Annotated in this window: 19 protein-coding genes; 11 read left to right on the top strand and 8 right to left on the bottom strand. The window is 51.5% G+C overall.

The window, feature by feature from the left end; translation table 11 throughout:
• Window positions 1-7: 7 nt before the first annotated feature.
• The 4 genes from D6029_RS05155 to pntA all read right to left on the bottom strand — a co-directional run bounded on the left by D6029_RS05155 (window position 8) and on the right by pntA (window position 3380).
• Window positions 8-103 carry a Hok/Gef family protein gene (locus tag D6029_RS05155; RefSeq protein WP_418230245.1) on the bottom strand — a complete coding sequence of 32 codons (96 nt, stop codon included), beginning with the start codon at window positions 101-103 and terminating at the stop codon, window positions 8-10.
• Window positions 69-335, bottom strand: a complete 267-nt coding sequence (locus tag D6029_RS22650) for a hypothetical protein (protein WP_244212373.1) — start codon at window positions 333-335, stop codon at window positions 69-71. The genes D6029_RS05155 and D6029_RS22650 overlap by 35 nt, the downstream gene beginning before the upstream one ends.
• A 116-nt stretch (window positions 336-451) precedes the next feature.
• A complete protein-coding gene (pntB, locus tag D6029_RS05150; RefSeq protein WP_120063721.1) occupies window positions 452-1840 on the bottom strand; it encodes a Re/Si-specific NAD(P)(+) transhydrogenase subunit beta in 1389 nt (462 codons plus the stop codon).
• Window positions 1841-1850: 10 nt separating this feature from the next.
• The gene (gene pntA, locus D6029_RS05145; protein ID WP_120063720.1) at window positions 1851-3380 is read right to left on the bottom strand and encodes a Re/Si-specific NAD(P)(+) transhydrogenase subunit alpha; all 1530 of its coding nucleotides are present in this window, start codon (window positions 3378-3380) and stop codon (window positions 1851-1853) included.
• 520 nt (window positions 3381-3900) lie between these two features.
• On the opposite strand from pntA, the gene ydgH reads away from it, so the two are divergent.
• From ydgH to tus, 6 genes are all read left to right on the top strand, one after another.
• Window positions 3901-4845: a DUF1471 family protein YdgH gene (gene ydgH / locus D6029_RS05140; RefSeq protein WP_120063719.1), complete on the top strand. Its 945-nt coding sequence runs from the start codon at window positions 3901-3903 to the stop codon at window positions 4843-4845.
• A 187-nt stretch (window positions 4846-5032) separates the two neighbouring features.
• The gene (locus D6029_RS05135) at window positions 5033-6415 is read left to right on the top strand and encodes an amino acid permease (protein WP_120063718.1); all 1383 of its coding nucleotides are present in this window, start codon (window positions 5033-5035) and stop codon (window positions 6413-6415) included.
• Window positions 6416-6434: 19 nt separating this feature from the next.
• A complete protein-coding gene (gene folM / locus D6029_RS05130; RefSeq protein ID WP_120063717.1) occupies window positions 6435-7148 on the top strand; it encodes a dihydromonapterin reductase in 714 nt (237 codons plus the stop codon).
• A 75-nt stretch (window positions 7149-7223) separates the two neighbouring features.
• A complete protein-coding gene (gene rstA, locus D6029_RS05125; RefSeq protein WP_120063716.1) occupies window positions 7224-7955 on the top strand; it encodes a two-component system response regulator RstA in 732 nt (243 codons plus the stop codon).
• Window positions 7955-9271 (top strand): two-component system sensor histidine kinase RstB, encoded by a 1317-nt coding sequence (gene rstB, locus D6029_RS05120; RefSeq protein ID WP_120063715.1) that lies wholly within the window; start codon window positions 7955-7957, stop codon window positions 9269-9271. Before rstA ends, rstB begins: the two co-directional genes overlap by 1 nt.
• A 100-nt stretch (window positions 9272-9371) precedes the next feature.
• The gene (tus, locus tag D6029_RS05115; RefSeq protein WP_120063714.1) at window positions 9372-10298 is read left to right on the top strand and encodes a DNA replication terminus site-binding protein; all 927 of its coding nucleotides are present in this window, start codon (window positions 9372-9374) and stop codon (window positions 10296-10298) included.
• Window positions 10299-10383: 85 nt separating this feature from the next.
• Here the strand turns inward: tus and fumC are convergent, their stop codons facing one another.
• Both fumC and fumA read right to left on the bottom strand, forming a co-directional pair.
• Window positions 10384-11781 (bottom strand): class II fumarate hydratase, encoded by a 1398-nt coding sequence (gene fumC / locus D6029_RS05110; protein WP_120063713.1) that lies wholly within the window; start codon window positions 11779-11781, stop codon window positions 10384-10386.
• Window positions 11782-11842: 61 nt separating this feature from the next.
• Complete coding sequence (gene fumA / locus D6029_RS05105; RefSeq protein WP_120063712.1) at window positions 11843-13489, bottom strand: class I fumarate hydratase FumA; 1647 nt, start codon at window positions 13487-13489, stop codon at window positions 11843-11845.
• Between the two features lie 195 nt (window positions 13490-13684).
• On the opposite strand from fumA, the gene manA reads away from it, so the two are divergent.
• Both manA and D6029_RS05095 read left to right on the top strand, forming a co-directional pair.
• The gene (gene manA / locus D6029_RS05100) at window positions 13685-14857 is read left to right on the top strand and encodes a mannose-6-phosphate isomerase (RefSeq protein WP_120063711.1); all 1173 of its coding nucleotides are present in this window, start codon (window positions 13685-13687) and stop codon (window positions 14855-14857) included.
• A 131-nt stretch (window positions 14858-14988) separates the two neighbouring features.
• The gene (locus D6029_RS05095) at window positions 14989-16548 is read left to right on the top strand and encodes a YdgA family protein (protein ID WP_120063765.1); all 1560 of its coding nucleotides are present in this window, start codon (window positions 14989-14991) and stop codon (window positions 16546-16548) included.
• 45 nt (window positions 16549-16593) lie between these two features.
• Here the strand turns inward: D6029_RS05095 and D6029_RS05090 are convergent, their stop codons facing one another.
• Window positions 16594-17628, bottom strand: a complete 1035-nt coding sequence (locus D6029_RS05090) for a Mal regulon transcriptional regulator MalI (protein WP_120063710.1) — start codon at window positions 17626-17628, stop codon at window positions 16594-16596.
• A gap of 184 nt (window positions 17629-17812) precedes the next feature.
• On the opposite strand from D6029_RS05090, the gene malX reads away from it, so the two are divergent.
• The 3 genes from malX (at window position 17813) to add (ending at window position 21748) form a co-directional block, all read left to right on the top strand.
• Window positions 17813-19405 carry a maltose/glucose-specific PTS transporter subunit IIBC gene (malX, locus tag D6029_RS05085; RefSeq protein ID WP_120063709.1) on the top strand — a complete coding sequence of 531 codons (1593 nt, stop codon included), beginning with the start codon at window positions 17813-17815 and terminating at the stop codon, window positions 19403-19405.
• Between the two features lie 56 nt (window positions 19406-19461).
• Window positions 19462-20634: a MalY/PatB family protein gene (locus D6029_RS05080; RefSeq protein ID WP_120063708.1), complete on the top strand. Its 1173-nt coding sequence runs from the start codon at window positions 19462-19464 to the stop codon at window positions 20632-20634.
• Between the two features lie 112 nt (window positions 20635-20746).
• Complete coding sequence (gene add, locus D6029_RS05075) at window positions 20747-21748, top strand: adenosine deaminase (protein ID WP_120063707.1); 1002 nt, start codon at window positions 20747-20749, stop codon at window positions 21746-21748.
• Window positions 21749-21765: 17 nt separating this feature from the next.
• Here the strand turns inward: add and D6029_RS05070 are convergent, their stop codons facing one another.
• Complete coding sequence (locus tag D6029_RS05070; protein ID WP_120063706.1) at window positions 21766-22764, bottom strand: bile acid:sodium symporter family protein; 999 nt, start codon at window positions 22762-22764, stop codon at window positions 21766-21768.
• Between the last annotated feature and the right edge of the window lie 13 nt (window positions 22765-22777).

Here is a 22777-nt window from a genome sequence, read left to right as displayed (position 1 = left end):
TTCACGATTACGACTTGTGACAAGCTAAAAATGCCGCCATCTCAATGCCTCCTTTTCGATAGTGAAATTCACACAGTGAATCTTTCACCAGAAAAATAATCATGAGAATTGTCAAACAGATAACGATAACGCTGAACAACCTGTTCTTTGACGACATCTTCGCCTCCTGCGTTGCAAACACAAAGTGAAGAGGCTACTATCATGGTGTCTAGCATGAGAGGGCCTCGGGTTGGTTTAACTAACTCGGGGCTTTTTTCTGCCTGCTTTTCACCACTGGCATTGAAGCAAACAGCTTCAGCACCCGGTGATACTTTACTCTTCGCCCCTTCTCTCATCTACATTATTTTTCCATAGATTCAGTCAGTTAAAAGTAATATTGCATTCATCTGAATGATAAGCAGGCATAAAAAAACCGCCCCGAGAGGCGGTTTTGGAATGCAGCTCGCAAAAACTAGAGCGCTTTAAGAATTGCTTCCACGCTGGCCTTGGCATCGCCGAACAGCATGTGAGTATTTTCTTTAAAGAACAGCGGGTTCTGAACGCCAGCGTAGCCGGTGTTCATAGAGCGTTTGAACACAATAACGTTCTGCGCTTTCCACACTTCCAACACTGGCATCCCTGCGATTGGGCTGCGAGGATCTTCCAGTGCTGCCGGGTTTACGGTGTCATTCGCGCCAATAACCAGAACGGTGTCAGTGTCAGCAAAGTCATCGTTGATTTCGTCCATTTCCAGAACTACGTCATACGGAACACGCGCTTCTGCCAATAGAACGTTCATGTGCCCTGGCAAACGCCCAGCCACCGGGTGGATACCAAAGCGAACTTTGATGCCACGTGCACGCAGTTTTTCGGTAATTTCAGCCACTGGATATTGCGCCTGAGCCACCGCCATGCCGTACCCTGGAGTGATGATCACCGAGGTGGAGTTTTTCAGCATATCAGCCGTGTCTTCCGCCGTGATTTCACGGTGTTCACCCGCTTCTTCATCTTCACCTGTTGAAGAACCGTCGGTGCCAAAGCCCCCGGCGATAACGCTGATAAACGAGCGGTTCATCGCTTTACACATGATGTAAGACAGAATCGCACCGGAAGAACCGACCAACGCACCGGTAACAATCAGCAAGTCATTGCTGAGCATAAAGCCCGCTGCCGCCGCTGCCCAACCGGAGTAGGAGTTCAGCATCGAAACCACAACCGGCATGTCTGCACCACCGATTGACGCCACCAGGTGCCAGCCAACAACCAGCGCAATAATTGTCATCACCAACAGTGCCAGAACCTGCAAGCCAACGCTTTCAGTACGCACGAAGATGATCAGCATCGCGAAGGAAACGACCAACGCCGCCAGGTTCAGCTTATGGCGGTTTGGCAACATCAGCGGTTTAGACGAAATTTTGCCGCGCAGTTTGCCAAATGCCACGATGGAACCTGTGAAGGTCACTGCACCGATAAAGATACCGAGGAACACTTCGGTTAAATGGATGTTTTCCATCACTGGCTCAAGACCCGGTGCATGATCCAGATAGCTGTTAAAGCCCACCAGAACCGCAGCCAGACCCACGAAGCTGTGCAGAATCGCCACCAGCTCCGGCATTTCGGTCATTTCAACTTTCTTGGCAAGGTGAATACCGATGGCACCACCAATCACCATAGCGACGATAATCCAAACTACGTTGCCCGTTTCAGGCCCGAAGATGGTCGCCACCAGCGCAATAGCCATACCGGCCATGCCGAACAAGTTACCTTGTTTGGATGTTTCGTGTTTTGACAGCCCTGCCAGGCTGAAAATAAACAGAATAGCGGCAACAATGTATGCTGCTGTAACTAATCCACCAGACATGTGTTACCCCTTAGTTCTTCCGGAACATTTTCAGCATGCGCTGAGTGACGGTGAAACCACCAAAAATATTGATACTGGCAATCAGCACCGCAATAAAGCTCAGGAAGCTCACCCAGCCGCCATGGCCAATTTGCAGTAACGCGCCGACCACAATGATCCCTGAAATGGCGTTGGTAACCGACATCAGTGGGGTGTGCAGAGCATGAGAAACGTTCCACACCACGTAATAACCCACCACGCATGACAGCGCGAATACGGTGAAGTGGCCGAGGAATTCTTTCGGAGCAACATCAGCGAGCCAGCCGAACAGAATAATCGCCAGCGCCATAAACGCGTATTTGCGCCATGGTGATGCTGGTTTTTTCTCTTCTACTGGTGCAGCCGCTTTTTTGGCAGCAGCCTGCGGTTGTGCAGAAACCTGAATTGGCGGTGCAGGCCAGGTGACTTCACCATCGCGAATCACGGTCACGCCGCGAACCACCACATCTTCAAAATCAACCACGGTATTGCCGTCTTTCTCTTTGCAGAGCAATTTGAGCAAGTTCACCAGGTTGGTGCCGTAAAGCTGGGAAGATTGCGTTGGCAAGCGGCCCGGCAAGTCGGTGTAACCGATAACTTTCACGCCGTTTGGCGTCACAGTAACCTGATCGGCAACGGTGTATTCACAGTTACCGCCGTTTTGCGCGGCTAGATCGACAATCACGCTGCCCGCTTGCATGGAATCAACCATTTCACGGGTGATCAGTTTTGGAGCCGGTTTGCCTGGGATCAGCGCCGTGGTGACAATAATGTCGACTTCTTTAGCTTGTGCCGCAAACAGTTCCATTTCGGCTTTAATGAAGGCTTCGGACATGACTTTGGCGTAACCGTCGCCGCTGCCCGCTTCTTCTTTAAAGTCCAGTTCCAGGAACTCAGCGCCCATACTTTGCACTTGTTCTTTCACTTCTGGACGAGTGTCGAAGGCACGCACGATAGCGCCAAGGCTGTTTGCCGCACCGATTGCCGCAAGCCCAGCAACACCGGCACCGATAACCATTACTTTCGCCGGTGGCACTTTACCCGCAGCGGTAATTTGCCCGGTAAAGAAACGGCCAAATTCATGAGCCGCTTCAACGATGGCGCGATAACCCGCAATGTTCGCCATTGAGCTCAGGGCATCGAGAGACTGCGCACGAGAAATACGTGGTACAGAGTCCATCGCCATCACGGTGACATTCTTCGCAGCCAGTTTTTCGAGTAATTCAGGATTCTGCGCAGGCCAGATAAAACTCACCAGCGTAGAACCTGCACGCAGCAACTCGATTTCGCTATCCTGCGGTGCGTTCACTTTTAAAATAATGTCAGATTGCCAGACGTCAGCGGTATCTGAAATGGTCGCGCCAACGTGTACAAACGCTTCGTCATCGAAACTGGCCAGTTTGCCCGCTCCGCTTTCGACTGTGACGGTGAAGCCTAGCTTCAGCAACTGCTCCACTGTTTTTGGCGTGGCTGCCACGCGGGATTCTCCCGCCCACCGCTCTTTTGGTACCCCAATACGCATAGTATTCCCTTCCATCTGTTTTTTGTTGATGGTTTGTCAGACATTGTCCTGGCGATCGGCGTGGCCAAGTCCAAAACAATGAAAAAATACATCTGTAACAAACTTTTTATAACCTACTGAAAATAACGCCTGTGATCTAGATCCGGATCTCAGTATTTGTATCATTATCGTAAAAGTTTAGCGTTAAGCGCCTCAGACAGCTATTTCTGACTGATTTTAACCTGTGACACCTGATAATCCGCTTAAGCGAAGCCGCAATTCACGATTCTGCGCCAACGCAAATTGCAGATTTAACATTGCATTAACTAATTAAGTTGTAAGCTTTACCGGTTTTAGTGGTCAAAGCGCTCTTTTATTAACATATAAATTTTAGTTATGAAAAATTTCTGCAAGCAACAGTTGCTGCGTGAAAAATCGCGCAGACAGTTTGAGTGTTCGATGCCATAATCGGCGGCTAACAGGTAACTCTCAGAGAATGCGGTATTTGTATTCATTTTGCGCAAGGCGAAGGATTATTTTTATGAAGCTCAAGAACACCCTTCTGGCGTCAGCACTGATTTCCCTAACTACGCTGTCCGCTCAGGCTGCAACGGAACTGACTCCAGATCAAGCTGCTGCTCTTAAACCATTTGATCGCATTACCATCACTGGCCGTTTTAACTCGATTGGCGAAGCGGTCAATGCCGTCTCCAAACGTGCAGATAAAATTGGCGCAGCCTCTTTCTATGTTCAGGACACCAACGACACCGGCAGCAGCGGTAACTGGCGTGTGGTGGCTGATGTGTATCATGCCGATGCAGCTAAGGCTGAGGAAAACACCAACCGCGTTATTAATGGCGTGATTGAGTTACCTAAAGATCAAGCATACGCTCTTGAGCCGTTCGATACCGTGACAGTCCAGGGTTTTTATCGTAGTCAGCCTGACGTGAACGCGGCTATCACCCGCGCGGCCAAAGAAAAAGGTGCAGATATGTTCTATATCGTGCGCCAGATTGACGCAAACTCAGGTGGCAACCAGCGCATTACCGCTTTCATCTATAAAAAAGACGCTAAGAAACGCGTACTGCAAAGCCCGGATGCGATCCCTGCGAACTCCGAAGCGGGTAAAGCTGCACTGGCAGCCGGTGGCGCTGCGGCAGCCGCTGTTGAAATCCCAGGTGTAGCAACAACCAGCACCCCAACTTCTGATATTGGCCGTTTCTTTGAAACACAAACCACTAAAGGTGGACGTTACACTGTAACGTTGCCGGATGGCACCAAAATCGAAGAAGTGAACAAAGTCACCGCAGCACAGATGGTTCCATTTGATAGCGTGAAGTTCACGGGTCACTACGGCAGCAGCACAGAAGTTTCTTATCAGGTGGCGAAGCGTGCCGCTAAGAAAGGTGCCAAGTATTACCACATCACCCGTCAGTGGGAAGAACGTGGTGGCAACCTGACCGTGAGCGCTGATTTGTACAAATAAGTTCAGCATCCTCCGAAAAGGCCAGCCTCGCTGGCCTTTTTTTATTTCGCAGAGCATTTTATGGCTCACATCATTGCAAGCAGCTCTCACACTCCGTAAAATTCCGCGCCTTGGTGTTACCCACCATTTTTATGCACAAAAGCATAATAATTATTCTGTGTTTTAATTTGAATTTTATGGGACTGCTATGGAAAAGAAGCTTGGCCTCGCCGCATTAACGGCATTGGTATTGAGTTCAATGCTCGGCGCAGGCGTATTCAGCCTACCGCAAAACATGGCGAGCGTGGCGAGTCCCGCAGCATTGTTGATTGGCTGGGCCATTACCGGTGTGGGCATTTTGCTTCTGGCGCTGGCAATGGTGGTGTTAACACGCCTGCGCCCCGATCTTGATGGCGGCATTTTTACTTATGCACGCGAAGGATTCGGCGAGCTGATTGGTTTCTTCTCGGCCTGGGGATATTGGCTTTGCGCGGTGATCGCCAACGTTTCGTATCTGGTGATTGTTTTCTCGGCGCTGAGTTTCTTCACCGACACGCCTGAGCTGCGCCTGTTTGGTGACGGAAATACCTGGCAATCGATTATTGGCGCCTCAGTTTTGCTGTGGATGGTGCATTTCCTCGTTCTTCGCGGCGTACAAACCGCAGCCAGTATTAACCTGGTCGCCACTCTTGCTAAATTATTGCCGTTGGGCCTGTTTGTCGTACTCGCGGCGATGGCGTTCAAACTTTCCACTTTTACTCTTGATTTCAGCGGCCTCGCGCTCGGTGTTCCGGTTTGGGAACAGGTCAAAAACACCATGCTGATTACTCTGTGGGTATTCATCGGTGTAGAAGGTGCGGTCGTTGTTTCGGCTCGTGCGCGTAATAAAAATGATGTGGGTCGCGCCACTTTGTTGGCGGTGATTGCCGCATTGGGCGTTTATCTGCTGGTGACTTTGCTGTCGCTTGGCGTGATTGCCCGCCCGGAACTGGCCGGAATCCGTAACCCGTCGATGGCAGGTTTGATGGTCGAAATGATGGGGCCGTGGGGCGAAGTGATTATCGCCGCCGGGTTAATTGTTTCGGTGTGCGGCGCTTATCTAAGCTGGACGATTATGGCTGCCGAAGTGCCATTTTTGGCCGCCACGCACAAAGCCTTCCCGAAAATCTTTGCTCGTCAGAACAAAAATAACGCGCCGTCGGCATCGCTGTGGCTCACCAACATCAGTGTGCAAATTTGCCTAGTGCTGATTTGGCTGACAGGTTCGGATTACAATACGCTGCTGACCATCGCCTCAGAAATGATTCTGGTGCCCTATTTCCTGGTCGGTGCATTTTTGCTGAAAGTCTCGACTCGCCCACTGCATAAAACCATTGGCCTCGGTGCCTGTATTTATGGCTTATGGCTGCTTTATGCGTCCGGCCCCATGCATTTGCTGCTTTCAGTGGTACTTTATGCGCCGGGTTTATTAGTCTTTATGTATACTCGCAGCACGCATACGCATGACATCAAACTGAATCTGAAGGAAAAGTCGGTGATTTTCCTGATACTGGTGGCGGCGTTCCCTGCGACGTGGATGTTGGTGAAATAAACATATAAAGGAGTCGTCGATGGTGGTACGTCCGGTTTTGATTACCGGGGCCGGTAAACGAATTGGTCTCGCATTAGCACGGCATTTCCTTGCCCAACAACAACCGGTGATTATCAGCTATCGCACGCGTTATCCGGCGGTAGCTGAGCTTGAACAGGCAGGAGCCATTTGCCTGTTCGGCGACTTCTCAACAAACGAAGGCATTGAAAAATTTGCCAATAACGTGAAGCAGCATTGCGACGGCTTACGCGCGATTGTGCATAATGCCAGCGACTGGCTTGCCGAATCCCCCGACTCGCCCCCCGCCGATACTCTGGCCGCCATGTTGCAAATTCACGTCAACGCGCCTTATTTGCTGAACCAATATCTTGAACCGTTGCTGCGCGGCCACGGTCATGCTGGCTCGGACATCATTCACTTTACCGATTACGTTGTGGAACGTGGCAGCGATAAGCACATTGCCTATGCCGCCAGCAAAGCAGCGCTCGATAATATGACCCGTTCGTTTGCCCGCAAGCTGGCTCCAGAAGTCAAAGTGAATGCTATTGCTCCGGCGATGATTATGTTTAATGAAAATGATGACGCCGAATACCGGAAAGCCGCGTTAAATAAGTCGCTAATGAAGATTGCACCTGGCGAGCAAGAAATTATCGGGCTGGTAGAATATCTATTAAATAGTGAGTACGTGACTGGCCGTACACATTCTGTGGATGGCGGCCGCCCGCTACGGTAAATCTGTTTACCCATGATTTATGGTGTAAAAACATTTAGCAGTGTATGTTTCCCTTTTGATCTGAAGTGCCGGGCTATGAACAAAATCGTATATGTAGAAGACGATCCAGAAGTCGGAGCGTTAATTGCCGCATACCTCGGCAAGCATGACATTGAAGTGATTGTCGAAAGCCGTGGCGATTGCGCCGAAGCGACTATTGCACAGCAGCGCCCTGACCTTGTGCTGCTTGACGTGATGCTGCCAGGCAAAGACGGCATGACGTTGTGCCGAGATCTTCGCCCGCAATGGGACGGCCCGATTGTTCTTCTGACTTCTCTGGACAGCGACATGAACCATATTTTGTCGCTGGAGATGGGCGCTAACGATTACATTCTAAAAACCACACCGCCTGCCGTTTTACTGGCTCGTTTGCGCCTGCATTTGCGCCAGCGTGTTTCTGCGCAACAAACGGTCGAAAGCAATAGTTCTAATGCACTTAAACCGCATAAAGCGATGCGTTTTGGCACGCTATGTATCGATCCGGTAAACCGTCAGGTGACGCTGGGTGCAGAAAACATCACCCTTTCCACAGCCGATTTTGATTTGTTGTGGGAGTTGGCGACTCACGCCGGGCAGATAATGGATCGCGATGCATTACTAAAAAATTTACGCGGCGTGACCTATGACGGGCTGGATCGGAGCGTTGATGTCGCCATTTCGCGCCTGCGAAAAAAACTCTACGACAGTGCTACCGAACCTTTCCGTATCAAAACGGTGCGTAATAAAGGCTATCTTTTCGCGCCTCACGCCTGGGAAAGTGAAGCCTGATGAAAAAGCTTTTTATCCAGTTTTATCTTCTGCTGTTCGTCTGCTTCCTGTTGATGACCATGCTGGTTGGGCTGGTGTACAAATTCACCGCTGAACGCGCTGGCCGCCAGTCTCTTGATGATTTAATGAAAAGTTCGCTGTATTTAATGCGCAGCGAACTGCGCGAAATCCCGCCACGGGACTGGAACCGAACCGTTAAAGATCTCGACCTTAATTTGTCTTTCAAACTGCGCATTGAGCCGATGGACAAATTCAAGCTCGACGACATGACGATGCATCATTTACGTGAAGGCGAAATTGTCGCCCTGGATGATGAATACACCTTTATTCAGCGCATTCCCCGCAGCCATTATGTTCTGGCAGTTGGCCCAATCCCTTATCTGTTTTTCCTGCATCAGATGCGTTTGCTGGATGTAGCGCTGATGGCGTTTATTGCGATCTCCCTCGCCTTTCCGGTATTTATCTGGATGCGTCCGCACTGGAAGGACATGCTAAAACTGGAAACCGCAGCGCAAAGGTTAGGCAAAGGGCATCTGGATGAACGTATTCATTTCGACAGCGCTTCCAGTTTTGAGCGTTTAGGCGTCGCCTTTAACCAGATGGCGGATAGTATTAACGCGCAAATCGCCAGTAAGAAACTGCTGATTGACGGGATTGCTCATGAACTGCGAACGCCGCTGGTGCGCTTGCGTTACCGTTTAGAAATGAGCGACAACCTGACAGAAGCGGAGTCACTGGCGTTAAACCGTGATATCGGCCAGCTTGAAGGCTTGATTGAAGAATTGCTGACCTACGCCCGCCTCGATCGCCCGCAAACCGAACTGCAACTGGCGAGCGTTGACGTTCCGCGCTGGCTCGATGAGCACATCGCCGACGTTCGAATTATCCACCCGCATCTGGATATCTTGCTGGACACACCCGCCAGCGGAAACTTTGGACTGATCGATCTGCGCCTGATGGAGCGCGTGACCGATAACCTGGTGAACAACGCGCTCCGTTACAGCAAAGAGAAGCTACGCGTGAGTTTGTGGCTGGATGGCGCCACCGCGTGTTTGCAGGTGGAAGATGATGGCCCGGGTATTCCTGCCGAAGAACGCGAACGCGTGTTTGAACCGTTTGTGCGTCTCGACCCAAGTCGTGACCGCGCAACCGGCGGCTGTGGGCTGGGGCTGGCTATCGTTCACTCTGTCGCCACTGCGATGGAAGGCAATGTCATCGTCGACAGTGGCGCGCTGGGCGGTGCTCGCTTCCGTTTTAGCTGGCCGATAAAAACCGAATCGCCATTGCCGCTCGCCTCCATCACACCTCGCCGCTAAAAATCCCTTTTTCCCCTGCCTGACGATCACAACGCTGGTGGTCAGGTCGCTCTCCCTGTGCTATAAATTCTTTAGTATGTTGTAACTAATGGATGGCAAAATGGCGAAATATGATTTGATTGAGCGCTTAACCAGCAGTTTTCGCGAGCTTGAGCGCGACCTGCATCAATTACGGGAACAGCTTGATAGTTATCATTTATTGGTTGGCCGTGTCTTTCAGTTACCTGCCGTCGATAAAGGTAAAGAGCATGATTCGGTGACTCAAATCGAAGTGAAGCAGCTCCTCGGTAAAGAGGCGCATCAGGCCACCGTTGCCCATTTCACCCATCTGTTTATTCAGCAGCAATCGGAGAAAACCAGCAGCAAAGCCGCGAAACGCCTGCCGGGTGCCCTTTGCTATCAAGTGGATGAAGCACAACGCGGCCAGACTCAGGCGCTGATTGCGCAAATTAACCAGCGTAAACAAGAGCTGGAAAACATTATCAGCGTGGAGTCTGGTTTACCTAGCGTGCAGCGTTTTGAGTGGGTTCACCGACATCTGCCCGGCCTCATCACGCTCAATGCCTATCGCACGATTACGTTGCTGGAAAACCCCACTACGCTGAATTTTGGCTGGGCGAATAAGCAAATCATCAAGAATTACACCCGCCGTGAAGTCATCGAAATACTTGAAAAAAGCCTGCTGGCTAATCGCGCTGTGCCGCCGTATACCCGCGAACAATGGGCGGAACAAATCACCCGCGAGCTGGATTCCATCACCCGGCTTTCGGATAACGTGCGCCTGAAGATCAAGCGGCCTGTCAAAGTGCAGCCGCTGGCTCGAGCCTGGTATCAGGATCGTAAAAAGCAGGTGCAGCACGCCTGCCCGTCACCATTAATCGTGCTGTGTAATCGGGATAACGGCGAGGCACCGCCAGAGATAGGGGAATTATTAAATTACGATGCGGATAATATTCGCCATCGTTATAAACCGGATGCGCAGCCGTTACAGTTGGTGATCCCGCGCCTGCATTTGTATTGCGAGTAACTGTCGTCAGTAGATTTTGTAAGGTGGATAAGCCACAGGCGTCATCCACCATTTACACCGAATTGTCGGATGACGCTTTAGTGACTTAATATTTCATGCTGCCAACCATCTCTTCCGGGCGCACCCAGGCGTCAAACTCATCTTCGGTGAGATACCCGAGTTTAAGGGCCGACGCCTTCAATGTTAGCCCTTCTTTATGGGCTTTTTTGGCAATTTCTGCGGCTTTGTCGTAGCCGATATGTGTGTTCAGCGCCGTCACCAACATCAACGATTCATTGAGCAACTGCGTGATGCGGTCGCGATTGGGTTCGATACCCACGGCACAATGTTCGTTAAAGCTTTCCATGCCGTCCGCCAGCAAACGCACCGATTGCAGGAAGTTATGAATCACCATCGGGCGGTAGACGTTTAACTCAAAGTTGCCCGATGCACCGCCCATATTCACAGCCACGTCGTTGCCCATCACCTGGCAGCACAGCATGGTCATGGCTTCACACTGCGTCGGGTTTACTTTGCCCGGCATGATGGAGCTACCCGGTTCGTTCTCTGGGATGGCGATTTCGCCAATCCCGCAACGCGGCCCGGAAGATAACCAACGCACATCGTTGGCAATTTTCATCAACGATGCCGCCAACCCTTTTAGCGCACCATGCGCGTGAACCAGCGCGTCACAGGTCGCCAGCGCTTCGAATTTATTCGGCGCGGTAATGAACGATTGTTGAGTGATTTCAGCCAGCTCTTTCGCCACGCGCACGGCATATTCCGGGTGCGTGTTCAGCCCGGTTCCGACAGCTGTTCCGCCTAACGCCAGTTCGCTCACGTGCGGCAGGCTGTTTTCGATATGTTTGAGATTATGTTCAAGCATCGCCACCCAGCCGGAAATCTCCTGGCCCAGCGTTAACGGCGTGGCATCTTGCAAATGGGTGCGGCCAATTTTTACGATGTCTTTAAAGGCTTCAGCTTTGCCCTGCAACGTTTCTTTCAGCACATTTAATTCGGGGATCAGTTGCTCGCGTACGGCAATCACCGCCGCAACGTGCATCGCCGTTGGAAAGACGTCGTTCGAGCTTTGGCTTTTATTCACGTCATCATTCGGGTGAACTTTGCGTTCCATGCCGCGCACCCCGCCGAGGATTTCACTCGCCCGGTTCGCCAGCACTTCATTCATGTTCATATTGCTCTGTGTGCCGGAGCCGGTTTGCCAGATGGCTAACGGAAATTCATCGGGATGTTTGCCCGCCAGCACTTCATCGGCGGCTTCGATAATGGCGTTACCGCGCTCGGAAACCAGCAAGCCTAAATCCATATTCACTTTAGCGGCGGCACGTTTGGTCAGCGCCAGCGCGTGGATCAGCGCGGTGGGCATTTCTTCAGTGGAAATGCGGAAATGCTCAAGTGAGCGCTGGGTTTGCGCGCCCCACAATTTGTCTGCCGGAACGTCGATCGGGCCCATTGAGTCTTTTTCACTGCGAACGGATGCCATTTCATACTCCTTAGATTTTGAGCAAAAAAAACCGCCCATTTGGGCGGTTTGTCTGAGATTTCTATTTCACGCATCGTGTGCATTGTGAGGCGTGTATTTTCTGGAAGAAGTCATTGCCCTTGTCATCGACCAGAATAAAGGCCGGGAAGTCTTCCACCTCGATTTTCCAGATGGCTTCCATTCCCAGTTCTGCATATTCAACACAATCCAGGCTCTTGATGCTTTGTTGCGCCAGTACCGCCGCCGGGCCGCCGATGCTGCCCAGATAGAATCCGCCGTGTTTGTGGCAGGCGTCGGTCACTTGCTGGCTGCGGTTGCCTTTTGCCAACATCACCATGCTGCCGCCGTTGGCTTGCAGCAAATCAACGTATGAATCCATACGCCCTGCCGTTGTCGGCCCAAGCGAACCGGACGCATAACCTTCTGGCGTTTTAGCCGGGCCTGCGTAATACACCGGATGATCTTTGATGTACTGCGGCAAACCTTCGCCGTTGTCGATACGTTCTTTGAGTTTAGCGTGGGCGATGTCACGCGCCACAATAATTGTCCCGCTTAACGACAGACGAGTGGAAACGGGGTATTGCGACAACTGCTTGAGGATTTCGCTCATTGGGCGATTCAGATCGACTTTGATCGCCTCGCCTTCACCCGCCTGGCGCAACTCTTGCGGAATAAACTTGCCAGGGTTGTGCTCCAGTTTCTCAATCCAGATACCGTCGCGGTTGATCTTCGCTTTTATGTTGCGATCCGCAGAGCAAGAAACGCCCATGCCGATCGGGCAAGATGCTCCGTGGCGTGGCAGGCGCACGACTCGAATATCGTGAGCAAAATATTTTCCGCCAAACTGCGCGCCTAAACCGAGGTTTTGCGCTTCTTTCAGCAACTCTTCTTCAAGCTGAACATCGCGGAACGCCTGGCCATGCTCGTTACCTTCCGTTGGCAAGCCGTCATAATATTTAGTTGACGCAAGTTTCACGGTTTTGAGCGTCGCTTCGGCAGAGGTTCCACCAATCACAAACGCAACGTGGTAAGGCGGGCAAGCCGCCGTGCCGAGGCTGCGCATTTTCTCGACCAGGTACTCTTTCAGGCGGCCTGGACTCAGCAGCGCTTTAGTTTCCTGATACAGATAAGTTTTGTTCGCTGAACCGCCGCCTTTGGCAATACAGAGGAATTTGTATTCCGCGCCATCAACGCTGTAGAGATCGATTTGCGCTGGCAGGTTGGTGCCGGTATTCACCTCTTTATACATATCCAGCGCCGCGTTTTGCGAATAGCGCAGGTTGTCTTCAATAAAGGTGTTGTAGACGCCGCGAGACAGCGCTTCTTCATCGCCACCCCCGGTCCATACACGCTGGCCTTTTTTGCCCATGATGATTGCCGTGCCGGTGTCCTGGCAGGTTGGCAAAATACCTTTGGCGGCGATTTCAGAGTTACGCAGGAATTGCAGCGCGACGTATTTGTCGTTTTCACTGGCTTCCGGGTCGTTGAGGATATCGGCGACTTGCTGTTGGTGCGCCGGGCGCAACATAAAAGAGGCATCGTGGAAGGCGTGTTGGGTGAGTAACGTGAGGGCTTTGGGGTCGACTTTCAGGACTTCCTCCCCTTCGAACTCTGACACCGAAACATAATCACTGCTGAGCAGGTAGTATTCTGTTTCGTCTTTTTTTAACGGGAACGGTTCTTGATAATGAAAGGCTTTGTTAGACATTGTTCTCTCACTTACATATTAATTTTTATCTTTCTGCGAAAACGTGGCGCTACGTTCACAATCCAGGTCGAAATATCCTACACAATTTTTTAACAAAAACTGAGACTACACCGACTTTTTAATCCCCTGGTTACTTCACAACGGATAATTGGTTTAATAGCAGCAACTTTGTCTAGATTCCAACAGGGCTTAACAATGCAAAAACTCATTAACTCAGTGCAAAACTATGCCTGGGGAAGTAAAACTGCGTTAACCGAACTTTATGGCGTAGCCAATCCAGAAAATCAGCCTATGGCAGAACTTTGGATGGGCGCACACCCTAAAAGTAGCTCAAAAATTCTTGATAATGGCCAGACTCGTTCACTGCGCGATGTGATTGATGCTGACAAGTCTACTCTCTTAGGCAAGGCCGTTGCAGAGCGTTTTGGTGAGTTACCATTTCTCTTCAAAGTGCTGTGCGCCGATCAACCTCTTTCTATTCAGGTGCACCCGAACAAAAAAGCGTCTGAATTAGGTTTTGCTAAAGAGAATGCGGCGGGTATTCCTTTAGATGCCGCCGAGCGTAACTACAAAGATCCTAATCACAAGCCAGAATTGGTGTTTGCATTAACGCCTTTCCTTGCCATGAACGCGTTCCGCGAGTTCTCCGATATTGTTTCGCTGTTGCAGCCGGTTTCGGGCGCGCATCCGGCCATCGCCCATTTCTTGCAGGAACCAAATGCTGAACGTTTGTCGCAGCTTTTCGCCAGCCTGCTAAATATGAAAGGTGAAGAGAAATCCCTTGCGCTGAGCGTGTTGAAAGCGGCGCTGAACAACCAGCAAGGCGAGCCGTGGGAAACCATTCGTGTGATTTCTGAGTTCTACCCGGACGACAGCGGTTTGTTCTCTCCGCTGCTGTTAAATGTGGTGAAATTAGAACCCGGTGAAGCGATGTTCCTGTTCGCTGAAACGCCACACGCGTATTTGAAAGGCGTCGCCCTTGAAGTGATGGCGAACTCCGATAACGTACTTCGTGCGGGCTTGACGCCAAAATATATCGACATTCCCGAGCTGGTCGCCAATGTGAAGTTTGAGCCAAAACCAGCGGCAGAATTGCTGACTCAACCTGAAAAACACGCAACTGAACTGGACTTCCCTATTCCGGTTGATGACTTTGCTTTCTCTTTACATGACCTCAGCACGCAGCAAGCAAGCCTTGCGCAGCCAAGTGCCGCCATTGTGTTCTGCACTGAAGGCGAAGCGGTGTTGAGTAAAGAGGGTCAGCAACTGGTACTTAAACCTGGCGAGTCAGCGTTTATTTCTGCACAAGAATCACCGGTTGCCATCAGTGGTGTCGGACGCGTCGCGCGGGTTTACACCAAAATCTGAGTTTTAAGCAACTTACTGATCTTTTTAAGCAAGATTGCTAAGCTTTAAGATTAGTTTCGTAAACGCCTCTATATGAGGCGTTTCAATCATCTGCCGGAGCGGCAGGTGCACTTAATATGGACTATCACAGAATGAAAAAATCACTGGTTGCTGTAGGTGTTATTGTGGCTCTGGGCGTGGTGTGGACAGGCACAGCCTGGTATACCGGAAAGCAGCTCGAAGGGCGCATGGCTGAAATGGTGAGTAATGCTAACGCCGAATTGAACAAAGCCTCTCCGGAAGCTGGCTTAACGCTGAGCTACCAGGATTATCATCGCGGCCTGTTCCACAGTTCGATGCAGTTGATTGTAAAACCCACCGCAGGGAAAACGAGCGCGATTCTGAAGCCTGATCAAAGCATCGTATTCAATGAAACCATCGATCACGGCCCGTTCCCGTTCGCTCAGCTTAAAAAATTCAATCTGATTCCTTCCATGGCATCGGTTCACACTACGCTTGTGAATAACCCAACCACTAAACCTTTGTTTGATATTGCAAAAGGCCAGTCCTTTATTGATGCTCAAACGCGTATTGGCTACAACGGCGACACCTCGTCCGACATTGGCCTGCTGCCATTGAATTACGAAAAAGGCGAAGAGAAAGTGGCGTTCAGCGGCGGTCAGTTCAAGGCCGATGTTGATGGCCAGGGTGACAAAATTTCCGTCAGCGGTGAAGCGCAAAGCGGGCTGGTGAATACCGTTAACGAATACGGCCAGCATGTGCAGATGACCTTCAACGGTATCAAAACCGAAGGCGACAGCGCGCGCAGCGAATTTATCGAGCGCATCGGTAACCAAAAAGCGTCTATTGAGAAGTTAGCTATTTCTGTTGAAGGCAAAGAAATGGCGGTGCTGGAAGGCTTAAATATCAATGCGAAATCTGAGGTGCAGGAAGATAAAAAACATCTTTCTGGCCAAATCGATTACACGCTGAACTCCCTGAAAGTGCAGAACAAAGATATCGGCAGCGGAAAATTGACGCTCAAAGTCGGTAATCTTGACGGCGCAGCGGTGCACGAATTCAGCCAGAAATATAACGTTGAATCGCAAAAACTGCTGGCTGATCCTGCTCTGGCACAAAACCCGGAAGCCTATCAGCAGCGCATTATTGAGCTGTTTGCCGCCAACCTGCCGATTCTGTTGAAAGGTGACCCGGTCATTACCGTTGCGCCGTTGAGCTGGAAAAACGCCAAAGGCGAAAGCACCTTTAACCTGTCGCTGTTCCTGAAAGATCCGGCGCAAGCGACTGGCGAACCAGCCACGCCTGAAGAACAACTTGATCGCGTGGTGAAATCGCTGGATAGCAAACTGGTGATTCCAGTGGATATGGCGACTGAATTGATGACTCAAGTTGCACAGCTCGAAGGCTACCAGCCAGCAGAAGCGGCAAAACTGGCTGACCAGCAAATCAAAGGCCTGGCGGCGATGGGGCAAATGTTCCGCGTGACCACCATGGAAGACAACAAAGTGGTTTCCAGCCTGCAATACTCCAACGGCCAGGTGACGCTAAACGGCCAGAAAATGCCTATCGGCCAGCTGTTAGGCATGTTTGGTATGGCGGCACCGGATGCACAGGAAGAAGCTCCAGCGCCTGAACTGGAAGCACCGGCTGAGCCAGCTGTTCCGGCTGTTCCGGCTGTTCCTCAGCAGTAAATTGATCGTTGATTGTTGAAGAAGCCTCCCACACGGGAGGCTTTTTTAATTCGCCCGAACCACCAGCCGAGCGGGCATAATCTGGCTACGCGCTTCTTCGTTATCGTTTTGCACTCGCTTGATTATTCGCTGCCCCGCACTGCGCCCGATTTCACGGGCGGGCGTCGAAACCCAGGTAAGCGGCAAATCATCCAGTTCGTCGTCCATTACTTCCGCGAAAGCGGCCAGCGCGACGTGGCGGTCGTAATAGCTGTCGATGCTGCCTTCCCCACTTTGCCGCCCCGCTCGCAGTAATCCGAACCAGGCCCCCATCGCCACGGTGCTGTTGTGGCAAAGCACGGCGGTGATCGTCGGGTTATGTTGTAGCAACGTAGTGATCGCATCTGCGGCCTTTTTCTGGCTCGGCTCGCATTCAATAATCCATTCGCTGTGGAACGGCAAACCGTATTGCAACAGCGTGGCACAGTAGCCACCGACGCGTTCGGCGCGGGTTAATGACGAGCCGTCGCCGCCCAGCCACGCAATGCGCTGATGCCCTCGTTTGATTAAGTGCTCGGTCACAAGCTGTGCGGCCTGCATGTTGTCGGGGCGGATGATATCGGCCTCGTCGAGATAACTGGCGCGGGAAGCGAACACCAGCGGCAGATTTTTTTGTTCAGCAATGGCGCGCATATCCGCGCCCTGTCCTGCCGCACCCGCAACGATAATCCCATCCACGCCTTGCGCCACCAGCATGTCAAAGCAGCGCTGCATATGTTGCCCTTGCGCGCCGCTTTGGGTCAGGAACAATAATTTGCCCTGCTTTTCCAGCTCGTCCGTCAGGCCCGCCGTCAGCTCCGCATAAAAAGGATTGCACAGATCGCGCACGATCAAGCCGATAACGCCGCTTTGCCCACCACGCAGGGAAACCGCCTGCCGATTACGCACGAAACCTAACTTTTCGATGGCTTCATTCACGCGTAATCCGGTCGCCGGAGAGATGCGACCTTTACCGCTAAGTACCAGAGAAACTGTCGTAACAGAAACCCCTGCGGCCTCAGCAACTTCGTGAATGGTTATTTTCTTTTCCTGAGTCGTCATAAGACAGACGAATCCTCCATGAGGCAAATTAGTAGGTAAAACGTTTAACCCTTATGAATATATTAAGCACTGTACCGAGCTTTGGATCTGTGAGCTATAGCGCAATAAAGGTTGGTAAAACGTTTTATCATCCGCTTCGATTTGTAACACTACTCATTTATTAACCAGGGTTAAAGGAGTCGTTATGGCGGCTAATACACCACAAAAAATTACGCTTTGGGAGTTTTTTCAAAACCTTGGCAAAACCTTTATGTTGCCTGTGGCACTGCTGTCGTTCTGCGGCATCATGCTCGGTATCGGCAGCTCGCTGAGCAGCCACGATGTTGTTACGTTACTTCCGGCTTTAGGTAATCCCGTTTTACAACTGATCTTCATCTGGATGGGTAAAGTCGGTTCATTTGCATTTAGCTTCCTGCCTATCATGTTCTGTATCGCCATCCCGCTGGGACTGGCGCGTGAGAACAAAGGCGTTGCCGCGTTTGCCGGTTTTGTCGGTTACGCGGTAATGAACCTGGCGGTGAACTTCTGGTTAACCGCAAAAGGCATTCTGCCGACCACTGATGCAGCAATTCTGAAAGCCAACAACATTCAAAATATTCTGGGTATTCAATCTATTGATACCGGTATTTTGGGCGCGGTGATTGTCGGGATTATCGTTTTCCTGCTTCACGAACGTTTCCACAATGTTCGTCTGCCAGATGCGCTGGCGTTCTTTGGCGGCACCCGCTTTGTACCAATTATCACCACAGTGGTGATGGGTCTGGTCGGTCTGGTTATTCCATTAATCTGGCCGGTATTCGCCGCAGGGATCAACGCACTGGGTAACATGATCAACAGCGCCGGGATGTTCGGCCCGATGATCTTCGGTACCGGCGAGCGTTTATTGCTGCCGTTCGGTTTGCACCACATTCTCGTTGCGCTGATTCGCTTTACCGATGCAGGCGGCACAATGGATGTGTGTGGTCATAGCGTCAGCGGCGCACTGACTATCTTCCAGGCGCAATTAAGCTGCCCAAGCGTGCATGGTTTCTCTGAAAGTGCGACGCGCTTCCTGTCTCAGGGTAAAATGCCTGCGTTCCTTGGTGGTTTACCGGGTGCGGCACTGGCGATGTACCACTGTGCTCGCCCAGAAAACCGTCATAAAATTAAAGGCCTGCTGATTTCTGGTGTGATCGCGTGTGTTATTGGCGGCACCACTGAACCGCTTGAGTTCCTGTTCCTGTTCGTGGCTCCGGTTCTGTATGTTATCCACGCGTTGTTGACCGGCCTTGGCTTTACCATCATGGCTGTTCTGGGCGTGACAATCGGCAATACCGATGGCAACGTTATCGACTTCGTGGTGTTTGGTATCCTGCACGGTCTGGCAACAAAATGGTATATGGTGCCAGTGGTTGCAGCTATCTGGTTTGCGGCGTACTACGCAATTTTCCGCTTCGCCATTACCCGCTTCAACATCAAAACGCCAGGTCGTGATATCGATAACACCACCAGCGTTGAGAAAGCGATTGCCGGCCAGGTGGGTAAATCGGGTTACAATGTTCCCGCCATGCTCGCAGCCCTGGGCGGTGCCGAGAATATCGTTTCTCTCGATAACTGCATCACGCGTCTGCGTATGTCAGTGAAAAATATGGCTCTGGTAGACAGTGCCGCACTGAAAAATCTGCGCGCAATTGGTGTGGTGCAACTTAACCAGCATAATCTGCAAGTGGTGATTGGGCCGCAGGTCCAGTCGGTGAAAGATGAAATGGCGCATCTGATGCAAACAGCTCAGGCGTAAATCACAATGGGCGCTGCGGCGCCCTTTGTTGCAAGATGATATTGTTGCGAGGTGATATGTTCGATTTCTCCACCCCCGTTGACCGTCACGGAACCTGGTGTACCCAGTGGGATTATGTCGCAGACCGCTTTGGTGCCGCCGACCTTCTGCCCTTCACTATCTCCGATATGGATTTCCCGACCGCTCCGGTCATTCTTGAAGCTCTGCAAAAACGTTTATCTCACGGCGTATTAGGTTACAGCCGCTGGAAGAATGACGAGTTTCTGGCCGCGATTGCTCACTGGTACAACGTTCGTTTTAACAGCGTGATTGATAAAGAATCCGTGGTGTATGGCCCGTCGGTTATCTACATGGTTTCGCAGCTGATTCGCCAGTGGTCAGAGCCGGGCGATGCGGTGCTTATCCACACACCAGCCTATGACGCATTTTATAAAGCGATTGAAGGTAATCAGCGCCAGGTATTTAGTGCGCCGCTGCATAAAACTGACGGTCACTGGATGTGCGATATGGCCGCACTTGAAGCGCAACTGGCAAAGCCTGAATGCAAAATCATGCTGTTGTGCAGCCCGCAAAACCCAACCGGTAAAGTGTGGACGCGCGAGGAGCTCGACACCATGGCGACGCTTTGCGAACGCCACGGCGTGCGGGTGATCAGCGATGAAATCCATATGGATATGATTTGGCAAGGCCACCAACACACACCATGGAATGAAGTCGGCAAAGGCCAGTGGGCGCTGTTCACTTCCGGTTCCAAAAGTTTCAACATTCCAGCATTAACCGGCGCTTACGGCCTGATTAACGATGCCGATGAACGCCAGAAATACCTGAGCGTGCTGAAAGGCCAGGACGGGCTTTCCTCCCCCGCAATTCTTGCGGTCGTTGCGCATATTGCCGCTTATCAGGAAGGGGCTGCGTGGTTAGATGAGCTACGCGGATATCTGCAAAGCAATCTTCGCTATGTGGCGTATGCGTTAAACAGCGAGTTTGCGCAACTAAACTGGCAGCCGCCAGAATCCACCTATCTGGCATGGATTGATTTGCGCCCGCTGGGCATTGATGACAATGCACTGCAAAAAGCGCTGATCGAGCAGCAAAAAGTGGCGATTATGCCGGGATATACTTATGGCGAAGAAGGGAAAGGCTTTGTACGCCTCAACGCCGGTTGCCCACGCGTTAAGCTTGAAGAAGGCGTTAAACGCCTGATTGCGGCCATTAAGTCGTTGCAATAGCTTTTTCCGAATACTGGGGAGGAAACTCCCCTTTTTATTTGCGCAACGTAGCTATTTAGGTGCGTTTGTTTTTATACTGTTACGCACTTAAATCAAAATAAAGAGTGCGACCATGATTGATACCACCCTGCCGTTAACTGATTTGCACCGCCACCTTGATGGCAATATTCGTGCACAAACCATCCTTGACCTCGGCCGCCAGTTTAATTTGCCGCTTCCGGCAGATTCCCTTGAAGCACTTCGTCCACATGTACAAGTTGTCGAAACCGCGCCTGACCTGGTGAGCTTCCTGCAAAAGCTAGACTGGGGCGTGAAAGTCCTGGCTGACCTGGATGCCTGCCGGCGCGTGGCGTGGGAAAACATTGAAGATGCGGCGCGTAACGGCCTGCATTATGTCGAATTGCGTTTTTCGCCAGGCTATATGGCGATGAACCATAACCTGCCCGTTGCAGGCGTGGTAGAAGCGGTTATCGAAGGTGTGCGCCAGGGTTGCCGCGATTTTGGTGTTGAAGCGCGTTTGATTGGCATTATGAGCCGTACGTTTGGTGAAGCCGCTTGCCTGGCTGAACTCGAAGCGCTGCTCGCCCATCGCGATTCAATTACCGCGCTTGATCTTGCGGGCGATGAGTTAGGTTTCCCAGGCAGTTTGTTCCTCAACCATTTCAACCGTGCGCGTGACGCGGGCTGGCACATTACCGTTCACGCAGGTGAAGCGGCAGGCCCGGAAAGCATCTGGCAGGCGATTCGTGAACTAGGCGCAAAACGTATCGGCCACGGTGTGAAAGCCGTTGAAGACCCGGTGTTGATGGATTTCCTGGCTGAACACGGTATCGGGATTGAGTCTTGCCTGACGTCGAATATTCAGACCAGCACCGTCGCTTCTCTTGATAAACACCCGCTGATCACTTTCCTGAATCATGGTGTGCTGGCGACGATTAATACCGATGACCCGGCGGTTCAGGGGATTGATATTATTCATGAATACACAGTTGCCGCACCGCAGGCGGGTTTGAGTACGGCGCAGATTCGCACCGCACAAGAGAATGGTTTGAAAATCGCTTTCCTGTCTGATGCAGAAAAGCAGGCGCTGATCGCTAAAGTTCGCGCCGCTTAATCTTCTCCACGCTTGAGTCAGGAAACTGACTCAAGCGCTCTTTTTTCCTTCGCTGTTTTCTTCGCATAACGTTGCGCCAGCACCGCGCAAACCATCAATTGCACCTGATGGAAAATCATCAGCGGCAGCACCATCATGCCCACAGCGCTTGCCGGGAATAACACGTTCGCCATCGGTATGCCATTCGCCAGACTTTTCTTCGAGCCGCAAAACACAATCGTGATTTCGTCGGCGGTATTAAAGCCCATCAAGCGCGCAACCCAGGTGTTGATCACCAGCACAATCGCCAGCAAAACAATCGAACAACCGAGCACCGCCAGCAGCGAATAGCCATTAACCTGATGCCAGATCCCTTCCACCACCGCTTCGCTAAATGCCACATACACCACCAGCAAAATGGACGAACGGTCGGTCAGGCTGATCAACTTTTTATGTTTATCGACCCAGCGGCCAATCAACGGGCGCGATAAATGCCCCACCACAAACGGCACCATCAGTTGCAGCACAATTTTACCAATCGCATGCAACGTGTCGGTGGAGCCTTCCTGGGTGTTCATCAGCGCACCGACCAAAACCGGCGACAGGAAAATCCCCAGAATGCTGGAAGCCGAAGCGCTACACACCGCTGCTGCGACGTTGCCGCCCGCAACCGACGTAAACGCGATGGCTGACTGCACGGTAGCCGGTAACGCACAAAGATAAAGGAAGCCCATATACAGCGGCTGATTAAGAATAGCGGGCGAGAGAAAACCCATCGCCAGCCCCAATAACGGGAACAGCGCAAAGGTGCTGAGGAACACCACGAGGTGTAATTTCCAGTGCCCGATACCAGCAACAATCGCATCGCGCGAGAGCTTGGCACCATGCATAAAGAACAGCAGTGCAATAGCCGCCGTGGTCAGGTATTCAAACGCAGTTTTGACCACGCCTTCGCAGGGGAATAGCGACGCGACCACCACCACCGCGATCATCACCAGCAAGAAAGTATCAATTTTAAGACGCTGTAACCAGTTCATCCGGTTTCCTTAA

This window comes from Buttiauxella izardii, from assembly GCF_003601925.1.
Taxonomy (GTDB): Bacteria; Pseudomonadota; Gammaproteobacteria; order Enterobacterales; family Enterobacteriaceae; genus Buttiauxella; species Buttiauxella izardii.
This window is presented reverse-complemented; position numbering and strand designations above follow the sequence as displayed.

Excerpts from the sequence above, each read along its gene's own strand:
- D6029_RS05155 (WP_418230245.1), bottom strand. The coding sequence starts at position 103 with ATGATTATTTTTCTGGTGAAAGATTCACTGTGTGAATTTCACTATCGA.
- D6029_RS22650 (WP_244212373.1), bottom strand. The coding sequence starts at position 335 with ATGAGAGAAGGGGCGAAGAGTAAAGTATCACCGGGTGCTGAAGCTGTT.
- pntB (WP_120063721.1), bottom strand. The coding sequence starts at position 1,840 with ATGTCTGGTGGATTAGTTACAGCAGCATACATTGTTGCCGCTATTCTG.
- pntA (WP_120063720.1), bottom strand. The coding sequence starts at position 3,380 with ATGCGTATTGGGGTACCAAAAGAGCGGTGGGCGGGAGAATCCCGCGTG.
- ydgH (WP_120063719.1), top strand. The coding sequence starts at position 3,901 with ATGAAGCTCAAGAACACCCTTCTGGCGTCAGCACTGATTTCCCTAACT.
- D6029_RS05135 (WP_120063718.1), top strand. The coding sequence starts at position 5,033 with ATGGAAAAGAAGCTTGGCCTCGCCGCATTAACGGCATTGGTATTGAGT.
- folM (WP_120063717.1), top strand. The coding sequence starts at position 6,435 with ATGGTGGTACGTCCGGTTTTGATTACCGGGGCCGGTAAACGAATTGGT.
- rstA (WP_120063716.1), top strand. The coding sequence starts at position 7,224 with ATGAACAAAATCGTATATGTAGAAGACGATCCAGAAGTCGGAGCGTTA.
- rstB (WP_120063715.1), top strand. The coding sequence starts at position 7,955 with ATGAAAAAGCTTTTTATCCAGTTTTATCTTCTGCTGTTCGTCTGCTTC.
- tus (WP_120063714.1), top strand. The coding sequence starts at position 9,372 with ATGGCGAAATATGATTTGATTGAGCGCTTAACCAGCAGTTTTCGCGAG.
- fumC (WP_120063713.1), bottom strand. The coding sequence starts at position 11,781 with ATGGCATCCGTTCGCAGTGAAAAAGACTCAATGGGCCCGATCGACGTT.
- fumA (WP_120063712.1), bottom strand. The coding sequence starts at position 13,489 with ATGTCTAACAAAGCCTTTCATTATCAAGAACCGTTCCCGTTAAAAAAA.
- manA (WP_120063711.1), top strand. The coding sequence starts at position 13,685 with ATGCAAAAACTCATTAACTCAGTGCAAAACTATGCCTGGGGAAGTAAA.
- D6029_RS05095 (WP_120063765.1), top strand. The coding sequence starts at position 14,989 with ATGAAAAAATCACTGGTTGCTGTAGGTGTTATTGTGGCTCTGGGCGTG.
- D6029_RS05090 (WP_120063710.1), bottom strand. The coding sequence starts at position 17,628 with ATGACGACTCAGGAAAAGAAAATAACCATTCACGAAGTTGCTGAGGCC.
- malX (WP_120063709.1), top strand. The coding sequence starts at position 17,813 with ATGGCGGCTAATACACCACAAAAAATTACGCTTTGGGAGTTTTTTCAA.
- D6029_RS05080 (WP_120063708.1), top strand. The coding sequence starts at position 19,462 with ATGTTCGATTTCTCCACCCCCGTTGACCGTCACGGAACCTGGTGTACC.
- add (WP_120063707.1), top strand. The coding sequence starts at position 20,747 with ATGATTGATACCACCCTGCCGTTAACTGATTTGCACCGCCACCTTGAT.
- D6029_RS05070 (WP_120063706.1), bottom strand. The coding sequence starts at position 22,764 with ATGAACTGGTTACAGCGTCTTAAAATTGATACTTTCTTGCTGGTGATG.